The sequence below is a fragment of the Nocardia sp. NPDC056541 genome (genome assembly GCF_042794235.1).
Lineage (GTDB): Bacteria > Actinomycetota > Actinomycetes > Mycobacteriales > Mycobacteriaceae > Nocardia.
This window is the reverse complement of the sequence record NZ_JBHTUD010000008.1, coordinates 219,466-232,370: the sequence shown is the minus strand read 5'-3', so window position 1 is coordinate 232,370 and position 12,905 is coordinate 219,466. Positions and strand designations below refer to the sequence as shown.

The 12,905-nt window shown below is 68.8% G+C and carries 13 protein-coding genes; 5 read left to right on the top strand and 8 right to left on the bottom strand.

What is annotated here, in order from left to right; translation table 11 throughout:
* Position 1: 1 nt before the first annotated feature.
* The gene (locus ACFQ9R_RS16480) at positions 2 to 244 is read right to left on the bottom strand and encodes a MoaD/ThiS family protein (protein ID WP_056812377.1); all 243 of its coding nucleotides are present in this window, start codon (positions 242 to 244) and stop codon (positions 2 to 4) included.
* Complete coding sequence (gene moaA, locus ACFQ9R_RS16475; RefSeq protein ID WP_378991486.1) at positions 237 to 1,295, bottom strand: GTP 3',8-cyclase MoaA; 1,059 nt, start codon at positions 1,293 to 1,295, stop codon at positions 237 to 239. The genes ACFQ9R_RS16480 and moaA overlap by 8 nt, the downstream gene beginning before the upstream one ends.
* A gap of 143 nt (positions 1,296 to 1,438) precedes the next feature.
* On the opposite strand from moaA, the gene glp reads away from it, so the two are divergent.
* Genes glp through ACFQ9R_RS16460 form a run of 3 tightly spaced genes read left to right on the top strand, consistent with a single transcriptional unit; the run spans position 1,439 to position 4,147 of the window.
* Complete coding sequence (glp, locus tag ACFQ9R_RS16470; RefSeq protein WP_378991485.1) at positions 1,439 to 2,644, top strand: gephyrin-like molybdotransferase Glp; 1,206 nt, start codon at positions 1,439 to 1,441, stop codon at positions 2,642 to 2,644.
* Positions 2,641 to 3,723 (top strand): bifunctional molybdenum cofactor biosynthesis protein MoaC/MoaB, encoded by a 1,083-nt coding sequence (moaCB, locus tag ACFQ9R_RS16465; protein WP_378991483.1) that lies wholly within the window; start codon positions 2,641 to 2,643, stop codon positions 3,721 to 3,723. Before glp ends, moaCB begins: the two co-directional genes overlap by 4 nt.
* Complete coding sequence (locus tag ACFQ9R_RS16460) at positions 3,716 to 4,147, top strand: molybdenum cofactor biosynthesis protein MoaE (protein ID WP_378991482.1); 432 nt, start codon at positions 3,716 to 3,718, stop codon at positions 4,145 to 4,147. Before moaCB ends, ACFQ9R_RS16460 begins: the two co-directional genes overlap by 8 nt.
* A gap of 2 nt (positions 4,148 to 4,149) precedes the next feature.
* Here ACFQ9R_RS16460 and ACFQ9R_RS16455 read toward each other — a convergent pair whose 3' ends face one another.
* From ACFQ9R_RS16455 to ACFQ9R_RS16445, 3 genes are all read right to left on the bottom strand, one after another.
* Positions 4,150 to 5,181 (bottom strand): CobW family GTP-binding protein, encoded by a 1,032-nt coding sequence (locus ACFQ9R_RS16455; protein WP_378991481.1) that lies wholly within the window; start codon positions 5,179 to 5,181, stop codon positions 4,150 to 4,152.
* Positions 5,182 to 5,309: 128 nt separating this feature from the next.
* Complete coding sequence (locus ACFQ9R_RS16450; RefSeq protein WP_378991480.1) at positions 5,310 to 6,938, bottom strand: N-acetylmuramoyl-L-alanine amidase; 1,629 nt, start codon at positions 6,936 to 6,938, stop codon at positions 5,310 to 5,312.
* A gap of 187 nt (positions 6,939 to 7,125) precedes the next feature.
* Positions 7,126 to 7,662, bottom strand: coding sequence for a sigma-70 family RNA polymerase sigma factor (locus tag ACFQ9R_RS16445; protein ID WP_378991478.1), 537 nt, complete (start codon positions 7,660 to 7,662; stop codon positions 7,126 to 7,128).
* 242 nt (positions 7,663 to 7,904) lie between these two features.
* On the opposite strand from ACFQ9R_RS16445, the gene ACFQ9R_RS16440 reads away from it, so the two are divergent.
* Entirely contained in the window at positions 7,905 to 8,240 is a 336-nt protein-coding gene (locus ACFQ9R_RS16440; RefSeq protein WP_378991476.1) for a hypothetical protein, read from the top strand.
* A gap of 9 nt (positions 8,241 to 8,249) precedes the next feature.
* Here ACFQ9R_RS16440 and ACFQ9R_RS16435 read toward each other — a convergent pair whose 3' ends face one another.
* From ACFQ9R_RS16435 to ACFQ9R_RS16425, 3 genes are all read right to left on the bottom strand, one after another.
* Entirely contained in the window at positions 8,250 to 9,737 is a 1,488-nt protein-coding gene (locus tag ACFQ9R_RS16435; RefSeq protein WP_378991475.1) for a nitrilase-related carbon-nitrogen hydrolase, read from the bottom strand.
* A 76-nt stretch (positions 9,738 to 9,813) separates the two neighbouring features.
* Positions 9,814 to 10,494: a response regulator gene (locus ACFQ9R_RS16430; protein WP_378991474.1), complete on the bottom strand. Its 681-nt coding sequence runs from the start codon at positions 10,492 to 10,494 to the stop codon at positions 9,814 to 9,816.
* Entirely contained in the window at positions 10,491 to 11,585 is a 1,095-nt protein-coding gene (locus ACFQ9R_RS16425) for a sensor histidine kinase (protein ID WP_378991473.1), read from the bottom strand. Before ACFQ9R_RS16425 ends, ACFQ9R_RS16430 begins: the two co-directional genes overlap by 4 nt.
* Before the next feature lie 215 nt (positions 11,586 to 11,800).
* On the opposite strand from ACFQ9R_RS16425, the gene ACFQ9R_RS16420 reads away from it, so the two are divergent.
* Positions 11,801 to 12,769, top strand: coding sequence for a cation diffusion facilitator family transporter (locus tag ACFQ9R_RS16420; RefSeq protein WP_378991472.1), 969 nt, complete (start codon positions 11,801 to 11,803; stop codon positions 12,767 to 12,769).
* The last annotated feature ends 136 nt before the right edge of the window (positions 12,770 to 12,905 follow it).

Sequence of the window (12,905 nt, the reverse complement as noted above, 5' to 3'; positions counted from 1 at the left end):
GCTAGCCGCCCGCGAAAGGCGGGAGAACGTCGACTCGGTCGCGGAGCATGGCCGACGGGTCGCGGGTGAGCTCGTCGCCGATGAGGAAGGCACAGACGCCGACGAGGCTGTCGATGTCGGAGCCATAGGTGGCGGCGAGAGTGGCGCGCAGGTCGGCGACGGTGGCGCCGTCGGGGAGGTCGAGAGATTCGGTGTTCTTGCCGACCGCGTCGGCGATGGCGGCGAAATAGCGGACCTCAACCACCGATGGCTCCCATCGTGCGTTCCGGGGGGACGAAACCGGCGGCGTCGATACCGTGACCGGCCCATTTCTGCCACATGGCACCGCGCCACAGTTCGGCGACCTCGTCGTCGTCGGCGCCTGCCCGCAGCGCGGTGCGCACGTCGAACTCCTGGTCGCTGAACAGGCACGAACGCAGCATGCCGTCGGCGGTGAGCCGGGTGCGGTCGCAGCTGTCGCAGAACTTGCGCGTGACCGTGGCGATGATCCCGACCGTTGCCGGGCCACCGTCGACCAGCCATTTCTCGGCCGGGGCCGACGGGTCGGCACGGGCGGTGGGGGTCAGGGTGAAGCGCTCGCCGAGGACGTCGAGGAGGTCGGCGGCGGTCACCATGTGATCGCGGGCCCACTCGTGGTCGGCGTCGAGGGGCATCTCCTCGATGAAGCGCAGTTCGCACTGTTCGGCCAGGCACCACGCGAGCAGGTCGGCCGCGCCCGCCAGATTCTGGCGCATCAGCACGGCGTTGACCTTCACCGGCGCCATCCCCGCGTCGCGCGCGGCACGGATGCCGTTGAGGACCGACTCCAGCCGGTCGCGGCGGGTGAGGCGGGTGAAATCTTCCCGGTCGACGGTGTCGAGGGAGACGTTGACCCTGGTCAGACCGGCCGCGGCGAGCTTATGGATGCGATGTTCCAGGCCGACGCCGTTCGTCGTCATAGCCAGCGGGGTGCCGGGCACCGCCGCATGACAGCCCGCGATGATCTGTTCCAGTTCACGACGCATCAGCGGTTCGCCGCCGGTGAACCGCACCTCCCGCACACCCAGCTCGCGCACCGCCAGCGACACCAGCCGCACGATCTCGTCGGCGGTGAGCAGTTCCTGGCGCGGGATCGGCGGCAAGCCCTCTTCGGGCATGCAATAGGTGCAGCGCAGCGAACACTTCTCGGTGATGGACACGCGCAGGTCGCGAGCGATCCGGCCGAAGCGGTCGACGAGGAACGGCGTCTCGGGCCTGCCGTCCAGGGACGGCCGCTCCGATCGCACGGCGGGTATCCCCATCTCGACCAGCGTCATCTCTACAGTATGACCCGTAAGGCCCGTCACATTCCGTGCGCCGGGCCGATTCTTCGCGAACTCGTCAGCTCACCGTCGCCCACCCACCACCGTGAGCAACGCGACCCCGACCGGCCCCGACACCGACGATTAAGCTGGGCAGCATGACTCCCCGGCCCGCTACCGCGTCGGCGCGCAGCGTCGACGAGTACCGCGACACCGTCGCCGCGCTGCTGGCCCGCCTCGCCGACCGCCCGGATGAACAGGTGCCGGTCCCCGAGGCGCTCGGCCGCACGCTGTCGGCCGATGTGGTGTCGCCGATCGATCTGCCGGTGTTCCGTAACTCGGCGATGGACGGCTACGCGGTGCGGGCGGCCGATGTGGCCGTCACCCCGGTCACGCTGCCGGTGGCCGGCGTGGTGGCGGCGGGTAGGCCGGGCACCGACGCGCTGCCCGCCGGATCCGCGGTGAAGGTGATGACCGGTGCGCCGATGCCCCCCGGCGCCGACTGTGTGGTGCCGGTCGAGGATGTGCAGGCGGGCGAGGGACGGATCGTGGTCGAACGTGGCCGCGGACGTGGCGAATTCGTGCGCGAAGCCGGTACCGATGTGCGCACCGGCGAGCTCGTCGCGCGGGCAGGCACGGTGCTCGCGCCCCGCCATATCGCCGCACTGGCCGCTGTCGGCCTGCCCACGGTGCCTGCCCTGAGCCGATTACGCGCTGTCTGCATCACCACCGGGGACGAACTCCAGCCCGCGGGCGCCGTGCTGGCCCCGGGCCAGATCTACAACTCCAACGGCATCGCGCTGGCCGCCGCGTTGCGGGCCGACGGTGTCGAGGTGGTCGAGGTCGCGCACAGCACCGACGACCCCGCGGTGTTCGCCTCGGTACTGCACGCCGCGACCGCCGTCGCCGACCTGGTCTTCACCTCCGGTGGCGTGTCCAAGGGTGACTTCGAGGTCGTCAAGGATGTGCTGGGCCCGCTCGGCGGGACCTTCGGCTCGGTCGCGGTGCAGCCGGGCGGACCGCAGGGCTACACGGTGGTCGACGAGGTCCCCGTGCTCAGCTTCCCGGGCAACCCGGTGAGCACGATGGTGTCCTACGCCGTGTTCGCGCGCCCCGCCGTACGCGCGCTGGCCGGATTGCCGGAGCTCGTGAGCGGCGAGACGACTCTGCTCACACCGCTTCGCTCCCCCGCCGGTCGTCGCCAATACCTACGCGGCCTGCTGACCGAGGACGGGGTGGAAGTGATCTCGGGCCCCGGCTCACATCTCATCGCGGGGATGGCCTGGGCCGATGTCCTGGTCGACGTTCCCGCCGAGGTCACCTCGCTGGCCGCCGGTGTCGCTGTGCGAATCTTATCGCTATGAGCGAGTTGTCCCACGTCGACCGCGAGGGTCGCGCGCGCATGGTCGACGTCAGCGCGAAAGCCGACACCACCCGGATCGCTGTCGCCGCAGGCGAATTGCAGACGACCGCGGAAGTGGTCGCGTTGGTGCGGGCCGAGGGAATGCCCAAGGCCGATGTGCTGTCCACGGCACGACTGGCCGGAATCGCCGGTGCGAAAAAGACTTCCGAGCTGATTCCGCTGTGTCATCAGCTGGCGTTGTCGTCGGTGAAGGTGGAGTTCGGGTTCACCGAGACCACCATCACAGTCGAGGCGACGGCGAAGACCAAGGGGCCCACCGGGGTCGAGATGGAGGCACTGACCGCGGTAGCCGTGGCCGGGCTGACCCTGCACGACATGGTGAAGGCGGTGGATCCCGCTGCCGTGATGAACGGGGTTCGGCTGGTCACCAAAGAGGGTGGAAAGCACGGGCATTGGGTGCGACCCGAAGATCGATCCGACACCGGCACACCGGCGCTCGACCGATCGGCACAGGTGGACGCGAGCGCCGGTGCCGAGTCCGCGCTGCCGGCGACCACCGAATCCCAGGGCGGCGCTGCGGCGCAATCGCCTGACGCCCCGATCTTTTCGCGGACCGCGGTCGTGGTTGTCGCGTCTACCGGTACCGCGGCCGGTACCCGCACCGACACCACCGGGCCCGTCCTCGTCGACTGGCTGACCGCGCGAGGTTTTTCGGTGCGTGGGCCACTGGTCTACGCCGATGCCGAGATCGCCGCCGGGCTGGCCGACGCACTCAGCGGGGCGCCGGCGCTCGTCGTCACCACCGGTGGCACCGGTGCCTCGCCCACCGACGCGACACCCGAGGCCACCCGCGCCGTGCTCGATCGTGAGCTACCCGGTGTCGCCGATGCCATTCGGCAGCGTGGGACCGCGAAGTTCCCCCTCGCCGCGCTGAGTCGCGGCGTTGCCGGGCTGGCCGGTGGGACCGTTGTCGTGAACCTGCCCGGTTCGCCCGGCGGGGTGAAGGACGGGACGGCGGTGCTGGAACCGCTGTTGGATCATCTGCTCGCGCAAGTAGCCGGAGGCGGCAACCATGAGTGACTTCGGTGCGGTTCGGCTGGCGACCATCAGCGATCACGACCTCGATCCCCTCGCCGTCGAAAAGGCGGTCGACGGACCGGAATTCGGCGCGGTGGTGGTGTTCACCGGCAAGGTGCGCAACCACGACGGTGGCCAGGCGGTGACCTCGCTGGAGTACTCCGCGCATCCCCAGGCCGAGCGCTTCCTGCACGCGATCTGCGCGGAAGTGGCGCAGGCGAGCGGACTTCCGGTCGCGGCGACGCATCGCATCGGGTCGCTCACGATCGGCGGACTGGCGATCGTGGTGGCGGTGGCCGCGCCGCATCGGGCCGAGGCGTTCACCGTCTGCGCCGAGCTGGTCGACCGGATCAAGCACGAGGTGCCGATCTGGAAGCGGCAGTTGTTCGCCGACGGGCTTTCCGAATGGGTCAACGCCTGCGGCTGACGCTACTGCGTGGCGTACCGCCACACGCCGAGCATCTCCTGCTCGTCCAACGGCGTCTCGCCGTCGAAGACGGTGTCGTCCAAGCGTTTCAACGCCGCGACCGTATCCAGTCCGGCACCGATCAGCACCAGATTCGAGACACGGCGCTCGCCGCGCGCCCAGCTTCCGGGGGTGACGACCACGTGCCTGCCTACCAGGTGGACTTCGAACTTGCGGCGCTCCCCTGCCACCGCGAACGCGACACATCCCTTGGCACGGAACAGTCCTGACGGCGGATCTTCCAGAAAGGCCACCAGCGCACGCGGATTCAACGCACGCTCGCTCGTGAACGCCATCGAGATGTAGTCGTCGTGAAGGTGGCGATGGTCGGGGTCGTCGTGATCATGGTCGTCGAGCAATGTGTCGAAGCTCAGTTGCTCGGCTGTTTTCAGCTGCTCGGGTGCCCGGTCGTCGAACAGCAGACCGGGGTCGATGCGGCCGTGCGTCGTCGCGTAGACCGGCACCTGCCCGACCCAATCGGTCAGCTGTGCGCGCAAATCGGCCAGCGCCTCGGCCCCGACTCGATCGGCCTTGTTCACCAGCACCAGATCCGCCATCCGCAGATGGGTCACCAGCTCAGGATGTTGCGTGCTGGTGGCGGCGAACTGCTCGGCGTCGACCACTTCGACCAGGCCGCCGTAGGCGATGCGCGGGTTGGGGTTGGCGATCACCATCCGGATCAGGTTGCGCGGCTCGGCCAGTCCGCTGGCCTCCACCACGATCACATCCACCGCGCTGCGCGGCTGCGCCAGCTGCGCGAACAGATCGTCGAGTTCGGACACGTCCACCGCGCAGCACACACACCCGTTGCCGAGCGACACCATCGCGTCGACCTGCCCCGCCACCAGCATCGCGTCGATGTTCACCGCCCCGAAATCGTTGACCACTACCCCGATCCGGGTTCCCCGATTGTTGCGCAACAGGTAATTGAGCAGGGTCGTCTTCCCCGAACCGAGAAACCCAGCAACGATCACGACAGGAATCACCGCACCCATGCTGCCACCATGTCACCGCGGCGACGTCGACCGGTCCACCACGCCGGATTCCCTCCGTCCGTCCCCATGCAGCACACCGCCCACCCCTGCGATCAGAGGTGGGCGGGTCGACGTGCGGCCAACGGTGGTCAGGACGGGCTGAAAACCATGCCTACCAGGGTGTACGCGAGATTGATCAGCTGGCCGGGGATGGTCGACTCGTCCATGCCGAGCGCTTGCGCCAGCGGCATGAGCAGCGTCATGACGGTGGTGATCGGACCGCCGAGCGTGCTCAGATCGAGCTCGGATTCGTTGGGCGTCGCCTGGGTCTTCGGGCTGGTGCCGCGGTTCTTCGGGGTGGTGGTGGACGGTGCGGCGGGAGCCCCGGGTGACGCGGTGCGGGCCGGGGCGCCGGGAGACGCGGTGCGGACGGGGGCTACCGGAGCCGGGTTCGCGATCGGGACCCGTTGGGGGATCGGAGCAGCAGTGGCAGGCGCGTTGGCGTCGGCGGGAGCCGGGCCCTCGGACGGTGCCGTCTGTTCGCTCGGACCACCGGGAGGTGCGGACGAATCGGCCGGTGCCCGGTCGGGCGCGGGAGCTTGCGCGGGTGCCGGTGCGGGAGCGTGGGCGGGCGCTGTCGCTCCCGGCGTCGCAGTCGTCGAAGCAGGCGACTGGGCCGGTGTGGGTGTCGTCGTGTCGGATTCCGGCGTCGACGCGGTGGTCCCGCTGGGCTTCTTCGACGGCTGCGTGGGCTCGGCCGGATCGGTGGTGGGCGCCGGCGCGCCGTTCGTACCCTCGGTGGGAGTTCCGGCGGCGTTGGGATCCTCGGCCGGGGCGGAAGCTCCGTTCTGGCTCCCTGCCGGTCCGGGCGCGGGTGCGTCGGTGCTGGGCGTGGGGGTCTCGGTCGGGTCGGCGGCGGGTGCGCGCTGGGGTTCCTGTGCGGTCGTCGCGACCGGTATCCGACCCGGCGCGGCGGCGTAGGCGGGAATCGGCTTGTTCAGCAGGAACCCGACGACGCCGGTCGCGATGGCGACGGCGTGCTCGAGCTGGCCTTCGCGCGATTCCAGGCGGGCGGCGTCGCCGACATTGGCGCCGTTGCCCATCTCGACGAACACCAGCGGCACCTGCGTCAGCGCCGGGCCCGCCACATCCTCGCGGGTCTGCAGGCCCGCCTTGACGCCCGCGTAGTTCGCGGGTGAGAAGCCGGCCGCCAGGTAGGCGTCGCGGACCGCGCTCGACACGAGTCGCCCACCACCGGATTGCGCCTTGTCGGCGATCGAGTCGGGAATGGGGAGCTGGGGCACGATCATGTGGAAGCCGTGCTGGTCGGGGCCCGCGCTGTCGGCGTGAATGCTCACCGCCACGTCGGCGCCGGACTGGTTGGCGGCGCGGGCGCGATCGTCGACGCAGCCGCCCCACCCGGTGTCGTCGGCGCGGCTCAGCACCACATCGGCACCCAGTGCCTCCAGAGACGCGCGCACGAGCTGGGCGACATCCCAGTTGATGGTGTGCTCGGGGATGCCGTTGAGCGAGGTCATGCCGGTGGTCTGGCAGTCCTTGGTACCGCCGCGACCGTTGTCGACCTGGCGGCTCAGGTCCTCGGAATGCGCCGTCCCCTGATGACCGGGGTCGAGGAAGATCGTCTTACCGGCGAGCTGCTCGCTGGTCGCTGGTTCAGGGGCGGCGTGGGCGGTCACGGGGACCAATCCCGACAGCGACACCACCACCGCGGCGGAGACGGTAGAGCAGATTCCGGCCTTGATGATGTTTGGTTGCATGTTCGGTCGGTGCTCCGGGACCGGAGCACCCCTCCCTTCCCATTGGTAACACCTGGTAACACCAAACCCAGTGGTTCACTCTTGCAACGTTGACAACCACAGGGCAAGCACAGTTACCGAAATGTAACTGGATAGGAGTATCAAAAGACGCTGGTCGGATGCCCAGATGAGCCGTCAGCAGGCTAGATCAGGCAACTTCTGGCAATTGGCGCAGCGACCGCAGCGCATAGTGAACCCGGGTCTTCACGGTCCCGATCGGAACGCCGAAATCGGCGGCGACTTCCCGGTAGCCGCGGTCGTGCAAGATCACCTCGGTCACGGCTGCCCGCTGCGGTTCCGGGAGTCGGGCGAGGAGCTGATCGACCAGTAACCCGTCGACCAGTCCGTCGGCGAAATCCGGTTTGCCGCAGACGGACACCTCGGTGATGTCGTCCCAGCCCACATCACCGGGGCGGATGGCTCTGGCCCGCACGATGTCGATGATGACGTTGTGTTCGATCGCCAGCAGCCAGGTCCGCACGCTGCCCTTGCGACCGTCGAAGTCGTGGCACGAACGCCAGCCGCGCAGCAACGTTTCCTGCACCGCGTGCTCCGCCAGGCCCGCGTCGCTGAGACTGCGCATGGCCCGCCAGTGCAGCAGACCGCGATCGGTGGCCAGCACCTCGGCCAGCCCGTCCCTGGTACACAGGCGCGCGCAGTGCGCACCGCAGGAGTTGTCCGTCATATGGGGTTATCGCGGCGGACCGCGACGATGACAACGCCGCGCGTTAAGCGACTCTTCAGGATCCTGCTGGGGCCGTGCCGGAAGGTAGTTCTTGCGAGCCCGGCCGGGCCTGCTCCAGGAGGGGGGAGCAGGGACGCCGGGCTCGTTCGTTTCCGGGCCCGATCATTACGGGTTCGCGCATTCGAGCGAAGTCCAGCACGATCGGACCGGGGCGACGACAATCGCCCGCGAGGAGCGAACAAGTGGACATCCATGCATATCCGACCGACGCGCAGACGCCGGTCGACCGGGCGGAGGCCACCCGAGTGGCGGCCGAACACCTACCAGCCGACCTGCCGGGTCACGATCGGCAGATCGTCGAATTCGCCGACGGCTTCGCGGTTTTCGCGGTGCAGCCGTTGCACGCGCCACCGGATCGGCCGATCCCGATCGGCGGCTCGGTGTACGTGATCGACAAGGCGACCGGGGCGGTGTCGTTCTGGCCGACCTATCCGACCGGCGTGATCGCCGCGCACTACGCGCTGCTCTTGGCGGCGGGACAGTTGGTCGTCGCCGATTCCTGGCCCGATCAGGACTGATCGAGTAGTTCACGAGGTCTCCTCGGTCGAGTGGCCATGGCGACGCAGGGCGGCGAGTCCGCAAGCCACAGCCAGTGCGATCGAGAGTGCGCCGAACCAGTCGCCCCAGCGGACGTAGGGAGTGCGATCGCCGGCGGTGCGGATGTCGGCCAACGCCGTGTGGGTTTCGGTGATGCCGGTGCGGACCGAGGCTCGAACGGCGCCCTGTGCGTCGACGGCGGTCAGCTCGCCGAGTTGGGCGGGGCGGGCGATGGCGATGCCAGATTCGACGGCCCGTACCGCCGCCATCCGGCTGTGTAACCAGTGATCGACGCTGAAGTCCAGCGCAGGAGCGAGCAGGAGCGTCGCGCCGTCGGCGCGGTTCTGGCGAACGAGGGCCGGGTGGTCGAGGTCGGCGCAGATCGCGAGCGCCCACGGGCGGCCGGGGATCTGGACCGGGGTCGCACCGCGTTGCAGGCCGGACTCGAGCCCGGGGACGAGATAGCGCTTGGCATAGATGGTTTCGCCCGGATAGGCGATGGCGGCGTTGACGGTGCCGCCCGGTTGCTCGAGTTCCAGGCCGACGACCACGTGGATGCCACGACGAGCGGCTACGGCGGTGAGCGGGTCGCGCAACAGGAAGAGTTCGGATCGTCGTGCATGCCATGCCTTCTCGGAGAACACGATGACTTCGGCGCCCTGATCGGCGAGTTCGTCGACGGCGGCGACGGCCTCGGCGATCATCCGCGCACCGTCGGGCGATGCGACAGGAACATACATCGGCGGCTGCGCGAGAGCCACCAGCCCCACCCGCGTTACCGGACCGCCGCTCGCCGCCGCGGAACACCACAGACCCGTGCCGATGGCGAAGGTTACGGCCACGGCCGTCACGACCGCTGTCCTCAGCAGGCGGGGCGTTCGGATGCCGGGTGCCGTCATCGTGCCAACGGCACCGGGCACCGCGAGCACGAGGAAGCTGATCCCCCACACCCCGGTGAGCGAAGCGACACCAACGATGGGGTCGACCTCGGCCTGGGAGTAGCCGATGCTCCACCACGCGCCGATCCCGCCGACCAGACCGAAAAGGAACTCGGCGGCAGTCCATGCGGCGGGTAGCGCGAGCACGGCCCACCCGAACCTGTGCTGTATCAACAGCTTTCGGAAGAGCAGCACACACGCTCCGAAGGTGAGTGCGCTGCCGACCAGCAAGGCGACGGCAGTCACCCTGGGTTGTTCCAGAGTGCCGGTGAAATAGGACCAATACTCGGCGTTGCCGCCGAGCCAGGACAGCACCGCCGCGGCGTACGCCGCCGCAGCTGAGCGCCGCGGCGCCAGCCACAGCACCGCGAGCGGGGCGAGGAGGGCGACTCCGGGCACCGGGTGCAGGCCGGTGCCGATACTCCACAGCACCGCCGAACTCACGGTGGCGGCCGACCAAGTCGTCAGCTCCCGACCGGGCAATCGTCGGCCGATTCGCCCGGAGAACTCTTCGCGCACAGCCTCTTCAGTAGATGTCACTCGACAATCGTCACGGTGGAGCGGGTCCCCGCACATCGCCCGTGCGAGCAGACTTGTCTCCCTCTCGCGAGTGAGATCACCTCACACCACCCGGCAGTTGATTGTCCCCCGGCGCCACCATTCCGGATTCGTAGGCGAAGACCACCGCCTGCGCCCGATCGCGCAGCCCCAGCTTCGAAAGAACGGAGCTGACATGAGTTTTCACGGTGTGTTCGGTGACGACCAGCCGCGCCGCGAGTTCGGTGTTCGATCGGCCCGCGGCGAGTTCACGCAGAATGTCGCGTTCCCGCGGGGTCAGCATCGCCAGCTGTGCGGACGCTTCCGGGTGGGCCCGCGCGCGTCCGGCGACCTCGGCGATCAGCCGCCGCGTCACCGAGGGAGCCAGCAGGGCGTCACCAGCGGCGACAACTCTGACGCCACCGATCAATTCGGCCCTGCGGGCGTCTTTGAGCAGGAACCCGCTCGCACCCGCCCGCAAGGCGGCATAGACGTACTCGTCGACATCGAACATGGTGAGCACCAGTACTTTTGCCGCGGTTTCCGCGCAGATCCGAGCAGTGGCCGCCACCCCGTCCAGCCGGGGCATCCGCACGTCCATCACCACCACATCGGGGGTGAGCCGCCGGGCTGCCGTCACCGCTTCCACGCCATCGCAAGCCTCCCCCACCACCTCGATGTCGGGTTCGGACTCCAGGATGAGGCGGAACCCGGCACGGAACAATTCCTGGTCGTCGACAACGAGCACCCGCACCGTCAACTCCTCTGTGCCAGTGGCAGATCGGCCGACACCACGAACCCGGCACACGTCGGCTCCGCCCGCAGCGAGCCACCGCACGCCTGGACCCGTTCGGCCATCCCGACCAAACCGAAGCCCGTCGGGCCTGCGTCCGCCCGCGCATGGTCCACGGCGGTGCCGTCATCGGCGATCCGCACCCCCAGCCGACCCGATGACCAACTCAGCGCCACCTCGACCCGCGTCGCCTTCGCGTGCTTGCCCGTATTGGTCAGCGCCTCCTGCACGATCCGATACGCGGCGGCATCGGCTTGCGGTGAGATCGGCACGCGGGTTCCGTGCTCGGTGAAACGCGCGGCCAGACCCCCGTGTTCGGCGAGGGCGACCAGATCGGCGATAGCCGCTACGCCCGGTTGATGCGGCGGATCGTCCTCGCGGAGCACACCGATACTGTGGCGCAGTTCCCGCAGGGCATCACGCCCACCGTCGGCGATCGCCGCGAAGGCCGCGTCGGCATCCGCCCGATCCAGCAGCGGACCGGTTTCGGCGCGCACGATCATCGCGCCGACCGTGTGGGCCAGCCCGTCGTGCATATCCCGCGCGATCCGCAACCGCTCGCGGACCACCGCGGCCTCGCGTTCGTCGTCGAGACGTCGTGTCCGTTCGGCGAGCGCGTCGATCTGCGCCTGCTTCGCGCGCACGCCCGACCCGAGCGCCCATGCCGTCATGAACGACATCGCGGCATAGGCGTACGAATCAGCGGGCTCGCGTGGCACCAGCAGCGACACCAGAATTCCCACCGCGACCAGTACGAAGGTCAGCCGACGCTGCCGCGCCGAACAGTGCGCCGCGATCGTGTACACACAGACGACCGTGCCGAACGGCAGCACCGGCAACGCGTGTACACAGCCGAGCGCCGTGATCGCCGGGCCGACCACACACAACACACCCACCGGCGCCCGGCGCCGCCACAACACCGGTGCCGATGCGAGGACCGACAACCCGACGACCCACCACGACGCACCGACGACGAGCGCGGGCACGACGCTCGCGGCCGTGACGACGGCGGCGATCAGTGCGTCCAGCGGCGACGGATGTTCCCGAGGTACTCCCACGACGTCCCAGTCTGTCCGGAAACAGTCCACCGCACCTCACTCTCGAGAGTGATTCGATGGGCGGCACCACGACCGTACGCTCAGGCATAGGGTGGAATTCGACGCGGCAACATCCGATGACCAGCGACGATCACGCTCGACCAGGAACGAATTGCACACATAGCGATGTGTGCATATGATTGCGACCGATCGGACCGCAGGAGAAGGGGAACGCGATGGGCGCAGGGCACGGGCACGACCACGGGGTATCGGCCGACAGCGATCGACGCTGGCTGGCCGGCGCGCTGGCGGTGATCGTCACCTTCCTGATCGGCGAAGTGATCGTCGGCATCATCGCCGATTCGCTGGCACTGCTCTCCGACGCGGCACACATGACCACCGACGCCGCCTCGATCGCGCTGGCGCTGTGGGCGATCCGGCTCGCGGCGCGACCGGCGACCGGGCGGATGACGTTCGGCTGGAAGCGGGCCGAGATCCTGTCGGCCCAGGCCAACGGGCTGACGCTGCTACTGCTGGCACTGTGGCTCGGCTACGAGGCGATTCGCCGGCTGTTCGAGCCGCCGGAGGTACACGGCTGGCTGGTGTTGATCACCGCGCTGGTCGGCGTCGCCGTGAACGTGCTCGCGACCTGGATGATCAGCCGCGCCGATCGCACGAGTCTCAATGTCGAGGGCGCCTACCAGCACATCCTCAACGACCTGTTCGCGTTCATCGCCACCGCCGTCGCCGGTCTGATCATCATCCTCACCGGCTGGGTCCAGGCCGACGTCGTCGCGACGCTGATCGTGGTGGCGTTGATGATCAAGGCCGGCATCGGGCTGATCAAGGCGTCGAGCCGGATCTTCCTCGAGGCCGCGCCCGAACATCTCGACCCGGCGCAGATCGGTCGCGACATGGCCGCGCGTGACGGCGTCACCGAAGTCCACGACCTGCACATCTGGGAAATCACCTCCGGCTCTCCCGCACTGTCGGCCCACGTTCTCGTGCGGCCCGGCCATGATTGCCATGCGGTCCGCGAGGACATCGCGCACATGCTCGACCACGACCACCACATCGAGCACGTCACCCTGCAGGTCGACCACGCCAGCCCGAAACTGCTCGACATCGGCAATCGCGACTCCCACCCGTGCGCCGACTCGCACGGCCCCAAGCACGTGCCCGAACAAGCCCCCCACACCCACTGACGAGGGAAGGCCCCACACCCGTCGGGTGCGAGGCCTTCTCGTCGGTCACGCGCTGGCGAGGACCAGGTCGTTTCATCGACCTATGGGGCTGATTCAGCCGCCGAAGGAACCGGTCCACAGGGTGTCGACCAGCCCG

What these genes read in the sequence shown, in the direction of transcription:
- moaA (WP_378991486.1), bottom strand. Translation starts at nt 1,295, where the DNA reads ATGACGCTGGTCGAGATGGGGATACCCGCCGTGCGATCGGAGCGGCCG.
- glp (WP_378991485.1), top strand. Translation starts at nt 1,439, where the DNA reads ATGACTCCCCGGCCCGCTACCGCGTCGGCGCGCAGCGTCGACGAGTAC.
- moaCB (WP_378991483.1), top strand. Translation starts at nt 2,641, where the DNA reads ATGAGCGAGTTGTCCCACGTCGACCGCGAGGGTCGCGCGCGCATGGTC.
- ACFQ9R_RS16460 (WP_378991482.1), top strand. Translation starts at nt 3,716, where the DNA reads ATGAGTGACTTCGGTGCGGTTCGGCTGGCGACCATCAGCGATCACGAC.
- ACFQ9R_RS16455 (WP_378991481.1), bottom strand. Translation starts at nt 5,181, where the DNA reads ATGGGTGCGGTGATTCCTGTCGTGATCGTTGCTGGGTTTCTCGGTTCG.
- ACFQ9R_RS16450 (WP_378991480.1), bottom strand. Translation starts at nt 6,938, where the DNA reads ATGCAACCAAACATCATCAAGGCCGGAATCTGCTCTACCGTCTCCGCC.
- ACFQ9R_RS16445 (WP_378991478.1), bottom strand. Translation starts at nt 7,662, where the DNA reads ATGACGGACAACTCCTGCGGTGCGCACTGCGCGCGCCTGTGTACCAGG.
- ACFQ9R_RS16420 (WP_378991472.1), top strand. Translation starts at nt 11,801, where the DNA reads ATGGGCGCAGGGCACGGGCACGACCACGGGGTATCGGCCGACAGCGAT.